Annotated in this window: 15 protein-coding genes and 1 other RNA gene; 10 read left to right on the top strand and 6 right to left on the bottom strand. The window is 63.0% G+C overall.

Features of this window, described 5'->3' with window-relative positions; genetic code table 11:
* Positions 1 to 28 precede the first annotated feature (28 nt).
* Positions 29 to 2617, bottom strand: a complete 2589-nt coding sequence (locus tag C440_RS12400; protein ID WP_008320839.1) for a sensor histidine kinase — start codon at positions 2615 to 2617, stop codon at positions 29 to 31.
* A 114-nt stretch (positions 2618 to 2731) separates the two neighbouring features.
* Between C440_RS12400 and C440_RS12395 the strand changes: the two genes are divergently transcribed.
* On the top strand, positions 2732 to 3217 hold the full coding sequence (locus C440_RS12395) for a PaaI family thioesterase (protein WP_008320838.1): 486 nt from the start codon (positions 2732 to 2734) through the stop codon (positions 3215 to 3217).
* Positions 3218 to 3261: 44 nt separating this feature from the next.
* Here C440_RS12395 and C440_RS12390 read toward each other — a convergent pair whose 3' ends face one another.
* Positions 3262 to 3834: a cysteine hydrolase family protein gene (locus C440_RS12390; RefSeq protein WP_008320837.1), complete on the bottom strand. Its 573-nt coding sequence runs from the start codon at positions 3832 to 3834 to the stop codon at positions 3262 to 3264.
* Between the two features lie 115 nt (positions 3835 to 3949).
* On the opposite strand from C440_RS12390, the gene C440_RS12385 reads away from it, so the two are divergent.
* The 3 genes from C440_RS12385 to C440_RS12375 all read left to right on the top strand — a co-directional run bounded on the left by C440_RS12385 (position 3950) and on the right by C440_RS12375 (position 8305).
* On the top strand, positions 3950 to 5407 hold the full coding sequence (locus C440_RS12385; RefSeq protein WP_008320836.1) for an Hvo_1808 family surface protein: 1458 nt from the start codon (positions 3950 to 3952) through the stop codon (positions 5405 to 5407).
* 61 nt (positions 5408 to 5468) lie between these two features.
* Positions 5469 to 6881 carry an Hvo_1808 family surface protein gene (locus C440_RS12380; RefSeq protein WP_008320835.1) on the top strand — a complete coding sequence of 471 codons (1413 nt, stop codon included), beginning with the start codon at positions 5469 to 5471 and terminating at the stop codon, positions 6879 to 6881.
* Positions 6882 to 7153: 272 nt separating this feature from the next.
* Complete coding sequence (locus C440_RS12375; RefSeq protein ID WP_008320834.1) at positions 7154 to 8305, top strand: nicotinate phosphoribosyltransferase; 1152 nt, start codon at positions 7154 to 7156, stop codon at positions 8303 to 8305.
* Between the two features lie 207 nt (positions 8306 to 8512).
* On the opposite strand, the gene C440_RS12370 is transcribed toward C440_RS12375, so the two are convergent.
* Complete coding sequence (locus C440_RS12370; RefSeq protein WP_008320833.1) at positions 8513 to 9115, bottom strand: TIGR00296 family protein; 603 nt, start codon at positions 9113 to 9115, stop codon at positions 8513 to 8515.
* A 150-nt stretch (positions 9116 to 9265) separates the two neighbouring features.
* On the opposite strand from C440_RS12370, the gene rnpB reads away from it, so the two are divergent.
* From rnpB to C440_RS12355, 4 genes are all read left to right on the top strand, one after another.
* Positions 9266 to 9677, top strand: an RNA gene (rnpB, locus tag C440_RS12585) — RNase P RNA component.
* A 162-nt stretch (positions 9678 to 9839) separates the two neighbouring features.
* Positions 9840 to 11000: a zinc metalloprotease gene (locus C440_RS12365; protein WP_008320832.1), complete on the top strand. Its 1161-nt coding sequence runs from the start codon at positions 9840 to 9842 to the stop codon at positions 10998 to 11000.
* Positions 11001 to 11261: 261 nt separating this feature from the next.
* Positions 11262 to 11573 (top strand): hypothetical protein, encoded by a 312-nt coding sequence (locus C440_RS12360; protein WP_008320831.1) that lies wholly within the window; start codon positions 11262 to 11264, stop codon positions 11571 to 11573.
* 303 nt (positions 11574 to 11876) lie between these two features.
* Positions 11877 to 13109: a digeranylgeranylglycerophospholipid reductase gene (locus C440_RS12355; RefSeq protein WP_008320830.1), complete on the top strand. Its 1233-nt coding sequence runs from the start codon at positions 11877 to 11879 to the stop codon at positions 13107 to 13109.
* Positions 13110 to 13197: 88 nt separating this feature from the next.
* On the opposite strand, the gene C440_RS12350 is transcribed toward C440_RS12355, so the two are convergent.
* Positions 13198 to 13485 (bottom strand): hypothetical protein, encoded by a 288-nt coding sequence (locus C440_RS12350; protein ID WP_008320829.1) that lies wholly within the window; start codon positions 13483 to 13485, stop codon positions 13198 to 13200.
* A gap of 114 nt (positions 13486 to 13599) precedes the next feature.
* Here C440_RS12350 and C440_RS12345 point away from each other — a divergent pair, with 114 nt between their 5' ends.
* Positions 13600 to 14832 (top strand): MBL fold metallo-hydrolase, encoded by a 1233-nt coding sequence (locus C440_RS12345; RefSeq protein ID WP_008320828.1) that lies wholly within the window; start codon positions 13600 to 13602, stop codon positions 14830 to 14832.
* Between the two features lie 90 nt (positions 14833 to 14922).
* Here the strand turns inward: C440_RS12345 and C440_RS17825 are convergent, their stop codons facing one another.
* Positions 14923 to 15084: a hypothetical protein gene (locus tag C440_RS17825; protein WP_169317794.1), complete on the bottom strand. Its 162-nt coding sequence runs from the start codon at positions 15082 to 15084 to the stop codon at positions 14923 to 14925.
* Positions 15085 to 15356: 272 nt separating this feature from the next.
* Positions 15357 to 15740 carry an SHOCT domain-containing protein gene (locus C440_RS12340; RefSeq protein ID WP_008320827.1) on the bottom strand — a complete coding sequence of 128 codons (384 nt, stop codon included), beginning with the start codon at positions 15738 to 15740 and terminating at the stop codon, positions 15357 to 15359.
* 229 nt (positions 15741 to 15969) lie between these two features.
* Between C440_RS12340 and C440_RS12335 the strand changes: the two genes are divergently transcribed.
* A complete protein-coding gene (locus tag C440_RS12335) occupies positions 15970 to 18078 on the top strand; it encodes a PAS domain S-box protein (RefSeq protein ID WP_049915820.1) in 2109 nt (702 codons plus the stop codon).
* Positions 18079 to 18158 lie beyond the last annotated feature (80 nt).

Below are 18158 nucleotides of genomic sequence, written 5' to 3'. Positions count from 1 at the left end.
TTTCCGACGGTAACAGTGGACTCGCCCGTCAGCGGGTGCCGTCGGTCGTGACTTCGAACCGAACGCCGCCGCCGTCGGTCTCGGCGAGTTGGATAGCCCAGCCATGTGCGTTGACGACGCCCATGACGACGCTCAGACCGAAGCCGGTTCCTTCGGCACTCGTCGTGTAGCCCGCCTCGAAGACGTGCGACTGCTCGTCGGACGGGATGCCGGGACCGTCGTCTTCGACGTAGAACCCGGGGGCGTCTTCGAGCACACCGACCCTGATCGTCACGTCGTCACCGCCGTGACGAATCGCGTTCGACAGGAGGTTTTCGAAGAGCTGTCGAAGCCGTCCGTGGTGAGCCGCTATCTCGGTTTCGCCGTCGAATTCGAGCGTCGCGTCCGGCGCATCGGTAGCGACGGTGTTCCACGCCTCGGAGGCGACGCGCTTGAGCGAAAGCGTCTCGACTTCATCGACCGTCTGGCCGCTTCGCGCCAACGCCAACACGTCTTGGATGATGTCTTCCATCCGGTCGTGCGCCTCTTCTACCCGCGCGAGTTCGTCGCTGTCGTATCTCTCTTGGGCGAGTTCGAGATAGCCCATGGCCACGTTCAGTGGGTTCTGGAGGTCGTGAGAGACCGCCGACGCGAACGATTCGAGTTGCTCGTTCTGTCGCGCGAGTTCGCGCTCGCGCTGGCGGAGCAGTTGCTCGCGCTCGACGCGGTCCAGTGCGGCGCGCGTGTTCGACGCCAACACTTTCGCCAGCATGAGGCGCTGGTCGGCCAACGCGCCCTCGTCGCGCGACCCGACGAAGAACACGCCGTGGTCGGGTATCGGGACGACCAACTCCTCTTTGAGTTCTTCGACGGGTTCGTACCGGTATGGGTGCGCCTCGAAATCGGTGTACAGGTGTGGCTCACCACGCTCGAACACTTCCCACGAAAAGCCGGTTCCGCGTGGGAGCGGCGGCACCTCGCCGAATATCTCTCGGGCCTCGGCCGTGAACGCCGTCGGCACGAGCGAGTCGGTTGCCTCGTCGTACAGGAGGACGCCGCTGATGTTGTAGTTGAGGACCCCGTCGGCCGCATCGCAAACGACCGTTGCGACCTGCTCTCGGCTGGTTGCGGCGGTTAGCTCCCGCGTCGAGACGTGGAGCGCGTTGAGTTGCTTTTCGTACCGTTTCCGCTCCGTGATGTCGGTCGAAATGCCGACCGCACCGGTAATCTCGCCGTCGTCGCCGATAATCGGCGAGATGGCGAACTCGACGACGGTCCCCGCGTCGGAGTCTAACGGTTCGAGTTCGAATCGCTCGCCGTCGCTCTCGCCGCGCAGAACCGCGTCGAGCGCAGTTTCGAGACGGGCGCACTGCTCGTCGTCGAGGAGCGTCATCTCGCGCACATCGGAGATGTGATGTCCGACCAGTCGTTCCCGCGGAACCGACGTTCGCTCGACCGCCGCCCCGTTGGCGTACCGGAGGATGCCCTCGTGGTCGAAGACGTAGGCCCCCTGCCGAATGCTCTCGACGATACTCTCGTGTCGTTGTAACTGCTGTTCGTAGTTCCGCTGTTCTGTCACGTCGCGGGTGGTGACGACGAAGCCATCGACCGACGTGTCAGTCTGGTTCGACCCGGTTGACTCCAGCCAGCGCCACGCTCCGTCCGCGTCGCGGTGTCGATACCGAATCGGCTCTTGGGTGTCCGTGCCGGTTCGTATCGACGCTTGGAACGCGTCTTCGACGGTGCCCCAGTCGTCGGGGTGGATGTGCTCGCTGATGTGCGTGCCGACTAGCTCCTCTTGGCCGAACCCGAGGATGTCTTCGATGGACGGGCTTTGGTACTTGATTCGCCCGTCGGACCCGATGAGCGTCACGATGTCGCGTGCGAGTTCCACGAGGGCGCGAAACTGGGCCTCCGTGGCGCGTCGCTCGGTCACGTCACGCACCGTGACGAGGATGCCGTAGGAGTCGTGATAGACGATATCCTTGACGTTGGCCGAGCACTCGTGGACGTCCCCGTCGGTATCGACGATTCGGACGTCGTAGCTCACGGGTGCGTCGTCGCCCCGTCGCCGCATCTCGGAAATTTCGGAGACCTTCTCCCTGTCGTCGGGGTGGATGACGTCCAACAGCGTACAGTCGGCGAGTTCGTCGTCGGTGAGACCGGTGAGGTCGGTCAATCGCCGGTTCCAGAACCGAAACCCGCCGTCTTGGGCGATGAAGATGGCGTCGTGGCTCTGTTCGACGACCGTCCGGTACAGCGATTCGCTGTCCCGACTCGCCGCGACCCACTGTGAAAACTCGACCGCGCGCTCGACTCGTGCCGCGAGCGCGTTGCACTCGGCGTCGGTCGCCGGCCACTCGACCGCGATTGCGCCGTTTTCGCTCGTCGAAACGTCGGCTTCCGGCTCGCCGTCAACGAGGAAGAATATCGGAACCACACCGAGGTGGTCACGGACGTGAGAAACGAGTTCGACGTCGATGTCGCCGCCCACGATGATTCCATCGACGGATTCGTCCAGCATCTCGAACGGTGCGTCGTCGGTCGAATAGATATCGACGGAGAATCCGCGTCGCTCGATGGCCTCCGCGAGGTTCGACGTGCCCTCGTCGATACAGAGGACGCGGAAGTCGCCCATACCAGTATGATTTTCGGGTGCAGTATATATCTCACGTCCCAAATTACGAAGCCAGAACCCGGCGACTGTCTCGCCGACCGTCGGTTACATGCTATCTCACACACTCGTTGTGGTATGAACGACGATTTTCCCGCCGAGGCCGCGGCCATCGTCCAGCAACACATCGAAGACGAACACGGCTATCTCTCGTGGCTCAACACCCGCGTCGATGCCATCGAACGCGGTCGTATCGTGATGACCATCCCCTACGACGAGAAACTCACCAACACGGTCTCGCCGCCGACGATTCACGGCGGTATCGCGGCGACGCTTATCGACACGGCGGGCGGCATCGCGCTTCGAACCATGCTCGACGACCCCCTTTCCGGCGGCGTGGCGACGATTAACCTCAACGTGAACTACCTGCGCCGAGCGGCTGGCGACCTGACCGCCGTCGCGGAGGTCGTCCGCGCGGGCGGTTCAGTCGGCGTGAGCACGATTACCGTCGTCAGTACCGACCCCGAAGACGACTCCGACGTGGCCGGCCGACAGTCTCCTTCGACCGACTGGCAGGACGCCGTCGCCACCGGACAGGGCGCGTACCGACTGTTCCGAGAGTAACGTCGGTGCCTCCGGGCACCGTCTTCGACGGCCCTCAATCGAGATTACTCGAATTCGGCGTCCGCGAGCGTTGTCGTCTCGCCGAACAGCCAGTTTGCGTGGTCTACGGCGTACTCCTTGTGTTCCGCTTCGATGTAGCCGAGTGCGTCGGTGACCAGAATCGGACGGTAATCGCGTAGCCCGGCGCTTCCGGCGGTGTGGAGAACACAGACGTTCGCAAGCGTCCCGCAGATGAGCAGGTCGTCGATGCCGCGCGCGTCGAGCCAGCCTTCGAGTTGCGTCTGATAGAACGCGTCGTAGGTGTGTTTCTCAACGACGAGGTCCTCTTCGCGGACGTCCAGTGCATCGACCAATTCGGCATCCCACGACCCCTCGACGACGTGTTCGCCCCAGCGCTCGAACTCGTCGTAGTAGTGGTTGCCGTCGAACTGCTCTGGCGGATGAACGTCCTGCGTGTAGACGACGTGTGCGCCGGCGTCGCGGCCCCTCGAAACGAGGTCGGTTACGGGGTCGATTGCGGCCTCGCTCCCCGGCGCGAACAGACTGCCGTCGGGGTGACAAAAGCCGTTTTGCATATCGACGACGACGACTGCGGTCCGCGTTGCATCGAGTGACATACCGGATACTTACGTCGGGACGACCAAAAGCGGTCGGCGCGCCGCCTCTTGGTTCGACGCTCGTTTCGACGCGGAAACCGAACAAGTACTTCACGCCGGAGCCTAACCATACGGTATGCGAACGATTGGTCTCCGTGCCGTTTTCGTTGCTGTTCTCCTGGTTCTCGCCGGGTGCGCCGCTCCAACGGCGATTCCCGGTGCGGGTGACGGCGACACGGCACCCGCTTTAACACCTGACCCTGACCGAACCGGATTCGACGACCCCGACGAAGACGTGCTCGGGTGGGAAGACGGCTACTGGTACGACGAATCCATCGCGGTCGATCAGTCTGACGGCCTGAACGACACCGAACTCGACGCCTACGTCAGCCGTGCGATGGCCCGCGTCGAAGCCGTGCGCGAACTCGAATTCCAAGAGTCGGTCCCGGTCGAGGTCATCTCCCGCGAGGAGTATCGGAGCGGCAACGCCGGTGGCTCGGGAGCTTCGAACTCCGAGTACAACCGCTGGAACGACCAAGTGTGGGAAGCACTCTTTATCACCGGCGAGTCCGAAGGCAGTTCCGACGCGATCTCCGAGACAACCGGTAGTTCCGTCGCTGGCTTTTACTCCCCGTCGGACGACGAAATCAAGATTGTCACCGACTCGACCGGCGCGCCGACAATCGACAACGCGACTCTGATTCACGAACTGCACCACGCGCTTCAGGACCAGCATTTCGACCTGACTGACCGGCGCTACCGCGGGAAAACCCAAGATGCAGACCTCGCTACCGATGGCATCGTCGAAGGCGACGCGAAACTCGTCGAACTGCGGTACGTCGAACAGTGCGACGCCGGCAACTGGGAGTGTGTTGCCACGCCCTCTGCGGGCGGTTCCGGTGGCTCCGGTTCCGGCGGTGGACCGAACTTCGGCATCCTGCTCACCATTTTCCAACCGTACTCCGACGGGCCGGTGTACGCCAACGACCTGTACGAACGGGGCGGCTGGGAGACCGTCAACGACGCGCTCAGAAACCCGCCGGTCTCCACCGAGCAGACGATTCACCTGACCAACGACACGCCGAAACCGATCGAATTCGAAGACGAGGGGACGAACGGCTGGACGACCTTCCCCGAGTTCGGCGTCGATGGTTCCGACACGGTCGGTGAGGCGTCGATGTTCTCCATGTTCTGGTATCAGGCCAGAGAGAGCGGCGCACGCACCGTCCGCGTGCGGTCCGTCACGGACACCGACTCGTCCTACGACACCTACAACTACGAGGCGGTCCCGTCGAGTGGCTGGGGTAACGACCGCCTCTTCCCGTACCGAAACGAGGACGGGTCGGAATCCGAATACGGCTACGTCTGGGTGACCAAGTGGGACTCGGGGGGCGACGCCCGCGAGTTCACTGACGCGTACGAGAACATCCTCGACGCGAACGGGGCCGAAACACAGGCAGGCGACATCCACGTCATCGAAGACGGCGAGTTCAACGACGCCTTCCGGGTCGTCCGCACAGGTGACCGCGTCGTCATCGTCAACGGGCCAACGCCCGCCGACGTCAACGAGATTCGGCCGAGTCTCGCCTCCTGAGCGCTCTGCGACCCACCCAACCCTCCGTGACGCTTTTTCCGTCGCCGCACCACTCTCTTCTATGCATCGCCCTCGACTCGCCGCGCTCTTTTCCGCGCTCTTGCTCGTCGTCGCCGGGTGCGCCGCACCGGTCGCAAACCCGGATGCAGACGCGGATTCGACCGCAGACGGGTCCGCAGACTGGTCGTGGCCCGCCGACCCGCCGACCGACAGACTCGGCTGGGAGGCCGGCTACTGGCACAATGAGTCTATCGCGGTCAACCAGTCTGACGGCCTGAACGCGACAGAGCGCGAGGCGTTCGTCGCCCGCACGATGGCGCGCGTCGAGGTCATCCGCGAACTGGAGTTCACAGAACCAGTTCCGGTCGAGGTCATCTCCCGCGCCGAGTACCGCAATCAATCCGAAGACGAGTCGGACCCGTTCTACGCCGACTGGAACGACCAAGTGTGGGAAGCCCTCCTGTTGGTCGGCGAAGACCGCACCATCGAAGACGTGTTCGACGAACTCTACGGCGGGTCGGTCCTCGGCTACTACTCGCCTTCGGAGGACCGAATCGTTCTCATCAGCAACGGCGAGTCGCCGACTATCAACCGCCGGACGCTCGCTCACGAACTCCACCACGCGTTGCAAGACCAGCAGTTCGGACTCGACGAGACGCCACCCACGCAGGACGGACAACTCGCCGAAAACGGTCTCGTCGAAGGCGACGCTCGCTACGTTGACCGCCTCTACGAGGAGCGATGTGCCGCCGATTGGGAGTGCGTTCCCCGCCCGGGTGGAAGCGGGTCCGGCAGTGGCGCTGTTGACTATCCGGTCTTTTTGACCATCTACACGCCCTACAGCGAGGGACCGACGTTCGTCTACACGCTCCGCGAGCGCGGGGGTTGGGCCGCGGTCAACGACGCCTACGCAGACCGGCCAGTCTCGACAGAGCAGATTCTCCACCCGAGGGACTACCCCGACGAGAAGCCGGTCGAGGTGACTATCGAAGACCGGTCGTCCGCCGCGTGGACGCGATACGACACCGACCCGGTGGGTGATACAGTCGGCGAAGCGTCCATCTTCACGATGTTCTGGAAGCATAGGGCTATCGACCGCGACAAGCTTCGAGACGACCCCGGAGCGTACTCCGCGTACAACTATACCGCCGGCCCCGCCACGGGATGGTCCGGCGACCTCGTGGTCCCGTACCGCCCGGCCTCGGACGCCGAAGCCGATTCGAACCCCCACGCCCGCGGCTACGTCTGGAAGACGGTCTGGGACACGGAAACGGACGCCAGACAGTTCGAGTCGGCGTATCTGACCCGAACGCTCAAACTCAGACTCGGCGCACGACTGGTCGCGGAAGACACCTACGTCGTCGATGACGGTCCCTTCGCCGACGCCTACCGCGTGACCCGACGGGGTGAGACAGTGACTATCGTGAACGCGCCGACGGTCGAAGAACTGGACGACGTACACGCGCGGGAGTAGAAGATACTTAGCTCAAACCTGACAGTTCTGCGTCCGTCTCGTCGAACCGGGCTGTTCGCTCTCGTCGCCCTCGCGCTCGTTTGATCGGTTCCCGGTAGACGACGCCTCCGAGGATGTCACGGTGGTCCCGTACGACTCGCTTTCTCCCACGCCCTATCCTCCCGACGTTCTCGTTTGCTGACCGGGCCGGCACGGCCTGTTGAAGACCATCTCTCTTCGACGTTAGCAAACGATTATACACCTTTTTCATCGGGCGGGCGGAACCTCGGGCAATGAGCGAATTCGACATCGTCGGTCCCGAAGCCATCCGTGAGGGCGTTGCGACCGACGCCTACTTCCAGCGGACCGAGGCCACTCTCAAGCACGCGGGGCGGAACCCTCGCGTCGTCGCCGAGGTGACGGCGGACCAGTTCCCGGACGGGAACTACGAGGTGTTCGCTGGTGTGAAAGACGCCGCGGCGCTCCTCTCCGGGCGCGACATCGACGTTGACGCCATGCGCGAGGGCCTCCTGTTCGACGGCGGTCCGGTGATGCGAATCGAGGGCGACTACCTCGAATTCGCCCGGTTTGAGACCTCTCTTCTCGGCTTCCTCTCGCACGCGTCCGGCTGTGCCACGGCCGCGCTCGAAACCCGAACCGCCGCCCCCGACTCGACGGTGTTTTCGTTCGGCGCGCGCCACGTTCACCCCTCGATTGCCGCGATGGTCGAACGGAGCGCGCTCGTCGCCGGTCTCGACGGCTTTTCGCACGTCGCCGCCGGCGAAATTCTCGGCAAGGAAGCCTCGGGGACGATGCCGCACGCGCTTCTCATCTCCTTCGGCCGCGGCAACCAAGCCGAGGCGTTTCAGGCGTTCGACGAGGCGGTTCCGGAGGACGTGCCTCGCGTTACGCTCTGTGACACCTACGGCGACGAGACCGAAGAAGTCCTCCTCGCGGTCGAAACGCTCGGCGACCGCCTCGATAGCGTCCGTCTCGACACCACCTCGTCTCGGCGTGGCGACTTCCGCCACATCGTCCGCGAGGTTCGCTGGGAACTGGACGCCCGCGGCCACGAGGATGTCGGCATCTTCGTGAGCGGCGGTCTCGGCCCGACCGAACTTCGAACTCTCCGCGACGTCGTCGAAGGGTTCGGCGTCGGCGGTTACATCTCGAACGCCAACCCGGTCGATTTCGCGCTCGACATCGTCGAAGTAGACGGTGAACCAGCGGCGAAGCGTGGGAAACTCTCGGGCGTCAAAGCGGTCTACCGAACCGAAGACGGCGGCCACCACGTCGGTCTCCGCGGCACAGACGCACCGGCCGACGGCGAACCACTGCTCGAACCGCTGATTCGTGACGGCGAAGTCGTCCGCGACTTCGACCTCGACGCGGCCGCGGCGAGGGCGCGCGAGGACGCCGCGAACGTCGGGTTCGGAGCCGAGTAACGGACGTTCGCCGCTTTTTCCTCACTCCGTTCGCTTTCTACGCGCTCTGCTCTCTGAAACTACTCTACTCATACTTCTCACTTCATCCCCCACCTCTCACCTCTCACTTTCACCACCGCCCTTCATTCGAACTGTGGCGGACAGAGCGACGCCTCTCTGGGCGTGTGACGATGGTCGCATGAAGGAGTCGCTCTTCTCGTCGCCGGGCTACAGCGCTTCGACGCTCCCGCCGTCTTCGCGCTCGCGGAACACTTGCCCCTCGAAGAGCGTAATCATCGTATCTTCTTTCTGCCACGCAAGCGGCGACAGACCGGCCTTTCGGCAGGCGTTCGTCAGGAACTGTTCTTTGGACCAGCCGAGTTCGACCGGAATCGTTGGGTACATCCAGCCGTGTTCTCCGCCGGCGTCGATGGCGACCCCGTGTTTTCCGAGTTCGATGTCAGAAAGTGGGTCGTTCGTCAACGTGTATTCGTTGACGATACAAACGGAGATATTCAGGTTCGGGAGTTCGGGTGCTTCGATTTCTGTTTGACACGAGTCGCCAGACGCGGCTTTGATGGCCGCATCGACGATGGCGTGACCGAGTTGGTCTTTGCCGCGATAGGCCCCCGCGCATCCGCGAAGTCGCCCACGCCCCCGTGTCGATTTGACGCGCACGAACGCCCCAGTTCGTGCGTAGAATGCGTCCCGCATACTGCCCGGTTGTTCTCTCTGCCCATGAAGAACGTACGATTCGACGGATTCCCGCGCTAGTTCGACCGCCCGCGCCCCATCCTCGTAGGTGAGGTGTACGGTCTGCGCCTCGGACATATTACCATTCAAGTTCCACGGTGACTTCAACGCTTCCCTCGACTGTTATTCAGCTGTTACGTAAATTAACCAGTATCTAACAGGTCGAAAACCTCGCGTTCGACTGGGGTAATCGAACCGCTTATCTGAGGGACGGGGCTAGAGTACGTCGGCAGAGAGAGCCCAGTTCCCGTGCCCGGTTTCGGGTATGAGGAAAGTCCCCCCACCGTCTGAACAGGTGACCGGGCGCAAGCCCGGAGTCGGAGACGGCTGGCGCTGGAACAGAAACGAGACCGCTCGACCCGACCGATGATGCGCGCGCGACGGCTCCGCCGTCGCCGGCGCGGACGGTTTCGCCGTCCGCGCGCGAACCGACCCGTAAGGGGAGGGAGATAACCCGCAGAGGATGGACGGTCGAGAATGGGTGGAACGGCGAATCCTCACCGGTGCAAGTCCGCGCCGCGAAGGTAGTTCGGACGGCGCGTCGGGTTCGCCCGGCGTGCCCTCGGGGTTCGCCCCGAGAAGGACGCGGACGCTAAGCCGAATGCTGGGACGAACAGAAGGGGGCTTACTCCTCTCAGCCGCTTTCAATCGTCGAGCCGCCGCACTCGCGGTTCGAGACGCTCGCGTTTGTTCTCACTCTTACACTCCACGGCTGGGTCTATCTTCACGGCTGGTCTCACTCTCACGCCGCTTCGACTCCCGCGAACAAACCTTCTTACCGATTCGTCGCCCCTCAAATAGTATGCGTGGCGTCTCGGTTTTCGTCGTCCTCCTCGTGGTTCTCGCCGGCTGTACCGCGCCGCTTTCCCCGACCGAAGATGGGCGGACGACTACGACAGCAACGCCGACGACAGCGGAGGGACAGACGCCTGCCACCGCGACGGCCGAGCCGACGACTACGGCGCAGGACACACCGCCAGCGCCGACGACTGCTACGCCAGCGCCGACGACAACGCCGGAGCCGACGACGCCAGCACCAACGCCCGAACCGACGCCAACGACCACGCCAGCGTCTGGCTTCGGGCCGTGGGGGTCCGACCCGGTCGTCATAGCCGTAGAAGTCCCCGAGGGCGACGACCGAGAGTACGCGTCGCTCGTGAGCGAGGCGGCGGCGTTCTGGGAGGCAAACGACGCGCGGTATCTCGGCTACGAAATCGACTACGAAGTCGATGCCGACGCCCGAAACCCGGACCTCGTGGTTCGCTTTTCCGACGACATCCCGGAGTGTAGCGGACAGGCCGACGCCGCCGGCTGTGCGCCGTACATCACCGACCGCAGACAAATCGACCGACCGGAAACCGTCTACGTCCGAACCGGATTCGGCGACCGTTCGACGGCCGAGGTCATCGAACACGAACTGGGTCACACGCTCGGTCTCGACCACGACGACGAACCCGCCGAACTCATGAACGCGACGAGCATCCTCTACACGCTTCCGCGGACGAACGCCACCGACAAGGCGTTCCCGTGGGACGACTCCTCGTTTACCGTCTATGTGAACGACACGGGCGCGGCCGACACCGACGCGGCACGCGACCAGGTTCGGAACGCGCTCGACTACTACACTGACGGCGCGCCCGGAATGCCCGACAACGTCACGTTCACCTACGTTTCCGACCCTGATGAGGCGGAAGTCAGAATCTCGTTCGCCGAGACCTCACCGTGTGTGCGGGGGGCGGCCTCGTGTGCCGCCGCGAGCGGCTACGACCCCGACGGGGACGGAGCACTTGAGACCTACGGCGGCCTCCGAATCGTCCTCGTTGACCTCGATACCGACGCCGTCGGGTGGCACGTCGGCTACTGGTTCGCCCACTATCTCGGCGCGGAGGACGACGAGGACAAACCCGACCCGTTCCGAAACGCCACGTACAGCGAGCGTCGAAGCGAGTGGTGGAACGAATAACAGTGCGGTCGGCAACGGGGTACCAACAGCCAGGAACTGCGGACGGTCAGGCAATGCGGTAGTCAAGCAGTTCGAACGACCAACCGATGCGGACGGTCAGGCAGTCAAGACGACCGTGTACTACGGACAATCACACAGCCAGAACGGCCAACCGAGGAAGCAGAATAAGCCGTCGAAGGCGCCGATATCGACAGATTCGACGCTAGCACAACCGAATCAATCGGCCGAGCCCTTCTTTGTGACAGCACCCGTAGGTAGCGTGTGATCCCCACTGATCGGAACGACAGCCCTCACACCTCGTTCGACGAGGAGTCGTTTCGGGACGCCCTCGTCGAGTTCGGCGGCACGGAGGCCGAGCGACAGGTCGTCGCGCGACAAGCCCGCGACCTCGTCGATTCGGAACAAGCTAAACGCGACCGCGGCGCACCGCTGACGGAAGACGAAATCGTCCGGAACATGCGCGACGCGCCCGAAGGCGGTCCCGCGACGCGCTGGAACTGGTGGCTCGGCGCGCTCGAAGCCGCCTACGGCGGTTACCGCGAGTTTCAGGTGCGGCGCATTCCGGAGCCGTAGGTCTGTTCTCTGCGACCGCATCGTCCCCGCGCTTCACTCACTCGTTGTGTTAGGACCCGTGTCGTTCTATCTCTCCTCTATTTTGTTGCTTCTGGGAGAACTGTAGTAGCGATTGTACGTCTGTACACGCTCGGTCGAACGTCGTCATGCGATGGGCTGTGTACGAAGTTGTAAACACTCCTATACTATCGGCGCACGAGTCGGCATCGGTGACCGTCCAAAACCAAAGCAGATTACACGCTTGTTTCAGAAAGGGTGGGTAACGCGTGTACGAACAAGACTACCGGTGATGCCTACTTTACAATGACAGATACATACGACGTGATTATCGCTGGTGCGGGTCCTGCGGGTGGACAAGCGGCACGAGACCTCGCGGCTCGCGGCTACGACGTTTGCGTTCTCGAAACCGAGTCCGAGGACGAATTCCCCTCGCGGAGCAACAAATCGACCGCCGGGACGTTCCCGTCCACGATGGCTTCGTTCAACGTCCCCGACGAAGTCGTGATGAACTTCACCGACGACGTCATCTTGGAGTCGCCGAATAACCACTTCCAGCGACACCAACCCGGTGCCGTCTTGGAGTTCGCGGACTTCAAAAACTGGTTGGTAGACGAGTCCAGAGCGGACGGCGCGGAGTACCGCTTCGACGCCCGCGTCTCCAAGCCGGTGATGGAAGGCGGTGAAATCGTCGGCGTTCGGTACAACGGCGACGAAGAAGTGTACGCCGACATCATCATCGACGCGACCGGCCCGAGCGCGCCCCTTGCGAAGGCGCTCGACGTGTGCACCCTCAAACGGAAAAAACAGGCTATCGGCATCGAATACGAGTTCGAAGGTCTCGATTTGAACCCCGACGGCTACGCCGACCTCCGCGATTCGATGATGCTTCGTCTCGACCACAACATGGCCCCCGGCGGTTACTCGTGGATTTTCCACACCGGCGAGGACACCGCGAAAGTTGGCGTCTGTTACATCCAAAACGAGGGTCACAGACAGAACGCCCGGTCCGGGTTTACGGTCGATGACTACCTCCAGTACTGGGTTGACACCGACCCGCGCTTCGAGAACGCATCGCGTATCGCAGGCAAACAACACCGCGGCTCGGCGCACATCCAACTGCCCGGAAGCATGAGCACGGATAACTTCATGGCTATCGGTGACACCGTCCCGACCGTGGACCCACTGTGGGGCGAGGGCATCGACAAGTGCATGCGCTCCGGCCGGGTCGCGGCCGCGACCGCAGACCGCGTGCTCACCCACAGCGAGCGCGACACCTCCGCGTCCGAACTCGCTATCTACGACCGCCTCTGGCACGACCGCGTCGCGCCCAAGGCGAAAAACCGGCTGTTCATGACCGAGATGCTCTACCGCGCGTCCAACGAGCGGTACGACACGTTCCTCGAAGACCTCCACAGAATCCCACAGGAGCGGTTGAACGCCGCGAACGACGGGAACCCGCTCGCCATGTTCCAGATGTTGAAGCTCGAAGACTTCTCGATTCTCGCTTCGACGGCGAAAGACTGGTTCTCGAACTAACCCGTCTGCCGTCCGTATCCGGTCGCGCATCCGTTCTCGGTGTTTGCCTTCGACACCCGACACCCGACCGAATCGCCGCAGTCCTTCGTCAGTCGAGCGCCGCGAGCGCGTCCCAAAGCGCCTCGCGCGCCGCGGCAACGTGTTCGTCAGCGTCGGCGTCTTCTGTCGCCTCGACGTTCGAAAGCAGGTGTTCGACGTGGCCGAGACGCCGTTTCACGACGGTCGCTTCCGGGAGCGGCCCGGCGTCGAGGTCGGACACGACCGCTTCGGCTTCGCCGAGCCATCTACTCGCGTCCTCGCGGACGGGGCGCGTCGCCGTCGCGGCGAGGTGTTCGTGAAGCGTCGAGACGAGTCGGTCGAGCGGCGGGTCGGACATACAGTCTATAACGCGGGCGGCGAACAAAAGCGTCGAGTGTCGTCGCGGGCGTTCGCGTCGCTCTCGCCACCCGGACCGACGAGCAAAAGCCCCTCCAGTCGGTACGTCTCTCCAATGCAACTCCAGTTCCTCGGCGGGGCCGGGGAGGTCGGGCGCAGTGCGATTCTCGTCAACGACTCACTGCTTCTCGATTACGGGATGCTGACCGGCAATCCGCCGCAGTTCCCCGTCGGCACTGTCGAACCCGACGCCGTCGTCGTCTCTCACGGCCACCTCGACCACGTCGGGACGGTCCCCTCGCTTCTCTCCGGTGCCGAGTGGCCGGCAGTCCACTGGACGCCGCCGACGTACGAACTCGCGCTCACACTCGCGCGAGACACCCTGAATCTGCACGGCGGCACCTACGACTGCCCGTTCACCGAGACGCACATCCAGCGGATGACCCAACAGTCGGACCCGCACGACTACGGCGAGACCTTCACCGCCGCCGGTCACGAAGTCACCTTCTACAACGCGGGTCACATCCCCGGAAGCGCGCACGTCCTCATCGATGACGGCGAGACGAGACTGCTCTATACGGCCGACTTCCACACCGACGACCAGCGATTGGTCTCGGGCACGACCGACCGGCCGGACGCCGACGTCGTTATCTGCGAATCCACGTACTCTGACGTGGAACACGACGACCGCGCGACGGTCGAAAAGCGGTTCATCGAGTCGGTGCAGACCACGATTTGGCAGGGCGGAACGGTCGTGGTTCCCGCCTTCGCCATCGGACGCACACAGGAGATTCTTATGGTGCTTGACGCGCACGACATCGACTGTTACGTCGATGGCATGGGCACGCATGTCCTCCAGATGCTCCGCAATCACCCCGACTACGTCCGCGATTCGGACGCGCTCAAGCGGGCGAAATCGAACGCTCGAATCGTCTCGGGACGCGACGGTCAACGACGCCGTATCGCCCGGCAAAATTCGGTTATCGTCACTACGAGCGGGATGCTTTCGGGCGGGCCGGCGATGACCTACATTCCCGAGATTCGGCAGGACCCGACGAACAAAATCTGTCTCACCGGCTACCAAGTCGAAGGGACGCCCGGACGCGAACTGGTCGAACGCGGCCGGTGTGAACTCAACGGCGGCGTCGTGCCGGTCGCCGCACGCGCCGAGATGTACGACTTCTCCGCGCACGCCGACAAACACGGGCTTCGTTCGTTCCTCGACGAGTACCGCGACGCTCCCGTCTTCGTCAACCACGGCGACCGCTGTGGAGCGTTCGCCGAGGAATTGGCGGCAGACGGGTACGAGGCTACCGCACCCGACCTCGGAACCGTCGCGGAAATCTGACTGACACCGCGCTCACTCCGTCGCGCCGCGCCGAAGCGCTCGCTTCTGGTACCCTCCTCTTTTTCCTCTTATTCTTACTCTACTCCTCTTCTACTCTATCTCTTCTTCTTGTTCCTTGCCGGTCTCGTCGTCGGAAGACTCCGTTAGCGACCGGCTTGCGGCGACGCACGCGGCCACCCGAATCCGCGTCCGCTTCGGCTTGAACTGCCGCAGAACCGAAATGAGACCACCGTTCTGTGACTCCGAACCCATATATTTAGGTTGGCCTAAACATTGATAGCTGTTCCGGATGAATCACTCGCCCTTGACTTCGACTCGCTCGGTAGTTCACGGTCTGTTCCCTTCGAATCTGTGTTCCGCTCTTCGAACCGACTTCCCTTTCTCCTCGAACTCGTTTTCTCTCTTTGAACCCATCTTTCTCCCCTCGACCTCCCCACTTCGTCTCGAACCCCTTCGTTTCGCCTGCAACAATCTGCGCCCCGACTTCGACGAGTAAGTCGGTTGTTCGAGAGGATACCGGGGTCTCAGTCGCGTTCGAGGCGTTCGCGCCGTCGGTCGAACTCCTCGTCGTCGATGTCGCCGCGGGCGTAGGCGCTACGCAGTTCGGCGAGTGCTTCATCGCCGCGGGTTCCGTCCCCACCCACCGCTCGAAAGAGCAGGACGCCGCCGCCGACGAGCACTGCGATGAGGAGCAGTTGGCCGACAAGACCCGTTCCCCACATCCACCACGGGACGGCGCTTCCGCCGCCTCCACCGTGCATCCACGTGTCGTGCATCCAGCCGCCGCCCCAGCCCATTGGTCCCGCGCCGAAGAACCCGGACATTCCGAGGAGGACCGGAAACACGAACAGCGCGGCTACCGCGAGCAGTACGATACCGGCGAGCCGTGTCGAATTTGTCGTCGTCATTGGAATCACCGAGGGAGCGATTGCCGCCCCTCAGTAGCTAGTACGTCGTCCCAATTTAGGGCGATTTCCGTTTTCTAACACCGGTTTCAGCCCCCGGTAGACGTTCGAATCTGTCGTCGAGGTGGGTGTCGAGTTTGGAATCTTAGTCGGACCCGAGACGACGCTGTTCGCCCCGGCCGAGGCGACGTCCCGCCGGTTCATACTTCAACTTCGAAGTCCACAATCCGGTATGTCTGGTCGGCTGAACGTTCTCGTCGTCAGCGAGAACCAGTCCGTGCGTGAACGCCTCGCCGAGGCACTCCCCGATGCAGTCGGCGGTACGACGACCGACGTTCGGGTCTCGACGACGGACAGTATCGACACCGCCTATTCGGAACTCGAACTGTCTCGTGTGGACTGCCTCGTCGTCTCGACGCACGTGATGAACGAGATGCGTCAGCCGATTATCCGCACGTTGCGGTCCGACGGCGTGCCGCTCGTCTCGTTCGAACGGTCGAATCCGTCAGCAACCGACATCGAAAATCTCGGGCACGTCGTCTACGGTGCCGCGCGAAACACCGTCGGGTCGCTCGACCACCGAGAGTTATTCGAGGCCGTCAACGTCGGGCTTGCGGTCCGCGACCTCGATACGCTCGAACTCATCGACATCAACCAGCGGTATCTCGACCTTCTCGGTGCCGACCGCGAGACGATGCTCGAAACCGCCCCGTCGGACGTGACCGCCAACTTCCCCGGCTACACCGCCGAGCGCGCCACTGCCGAGGTCAAGACGGCCCGCGAAACTGGGAGTAACACGTTCACGTGGCCGATGGAGACGACCGCGGGAGAGACCGTCTGGATTCGGGTGAGCCTCACAGTCGCCGAACTTTCGGGCGGCCGTCGGCTCGTTTCGACTATCGAGGACGTGACGGAGGAACGAAAGCGAAAACGCGACCTCGAAGCGTTCAAGCGGGCGGTCGATGCCGTCGATGCCGGTGTCGCGCTCACCGAGGGCGGAACGCACGTCTATGTCAACGAGACGGGGGCGAACATCTGCGGCTACCCGGACGCCGCGTCGATGGTCGGCGTCTCGTGGCACGAACTGCACGACGAGACAGAGGCCGACCGAATCAACGAGTCAGTCATCACCGCACTCGAAACCGTCGGCCGGTGGCAAGGCGAGGTAACGGTTCGAACGCCTGACGGCGCGGCCGTTCCCGTTCGACTCTCTATCACCTCGCTCGTCGATGACCGGTCCGTCATCGTCTTTCAGGACCTCGCAGAACAGAAAGAACGCGAGCGCGAACTCGAACGCAGTCGTGATTTCTTGGAGCGGACACAGCGCATCTCGAAGGTCGGCGGCTGGGAACTCGACCTCGTAACGGAGTCGCTCGAATGGACCGACCAGACGAAACGAATCCACGACGTCCCACTCGATTACGAACCCTCGCTGGACGACGCACTCGGATTCTACGTCGAAGAAGACCGAGAGCGGGCGACCAAACTGGTAGATCGCTGTCGCAACGAAGGCATCGCATGGGAAGATGAATTTCGAATCGTGACCGACGAGGGCACGGAACTGTGGGTTCGAACCCGTGGCGAACCGGTCATCCGAAACGGTCGCGTCGCGGCTCTCAGGGGGACGATTCAGGACGTAACGACCCGACGAAGCCGCGAACGGGAGTTAGAGCGAGCAAACGCCGAACTGGAGGCGCTGAACCGCATCGTCCGCCACGACATCCGAAACGATATGTCCGTCATCGTCGGATGGGCGGAGTTGCTCGAAGAACACGTTGACGACGAAGCTTCGGACATCCTCTCGCGCATCCTCTCGACGGGGCGGCACACCATCGAGATAACCGAAGTCGCCCGCGACCTCATCGAGACGATGAGCGGCGACACGGTCGATACGCGGCCGCTCCCGCTCGCAGACTCCCTGCAGCGTGAACTCGCCGTCCGGCGCGAGGCGTTTCCGAACGCCACGTTCGAGGTCGAAGGTGAGATTCCGGACGTCGCGGTACGGGCGAACCCGCTTCTCGCGTCGGTGTTCGGCAACATCTTCAACAACGCCGCCCAGCACAACGAGGGCCACATCACCGTCACGCTCTCGGCGACGGTTGACGAGGACGCAGAATCCGTCGTCATCCGCATTGCCGACGACGGCTCTGGCATTCCAGACAGCAGGAAACCGGTCGTCTTCGGCAAAGGCGAGAAAGGACTCGACAGCACCGGCACCGGTCTCGGACTCTACCTCGTCAACGAACTCGTCAGTTCGTTCGGCGGAACGGTCCACTTCGAGGACAACGAACCGACTGGCTCGGTCGTCGTCATCGAACTGCCGCTCGCATCGGCCGACTGAGTGGCCCACTTTTCGCCGACTTACTGGATGGCCGGACATCAGGCCCGTGGTTAGTTATCGACCCGAAAACTGCGACTCGC

Source organism: Haloferax mucosum ATCC BAA-1512 (assembly GCF_000337815.1).
In the GTDB taxonomy this organism is placed as follows: Archaea; Halobacteriota; Halobacteria; order Halobacteriales; family Haloferacaceae; genus Haloferax; species Haloferax mucosum.
The sequence above is the reverse complement of the archived record's forward strand: the minus strand, read 5'-3'. Positions and strand labels throughout refer to the sequence as shown.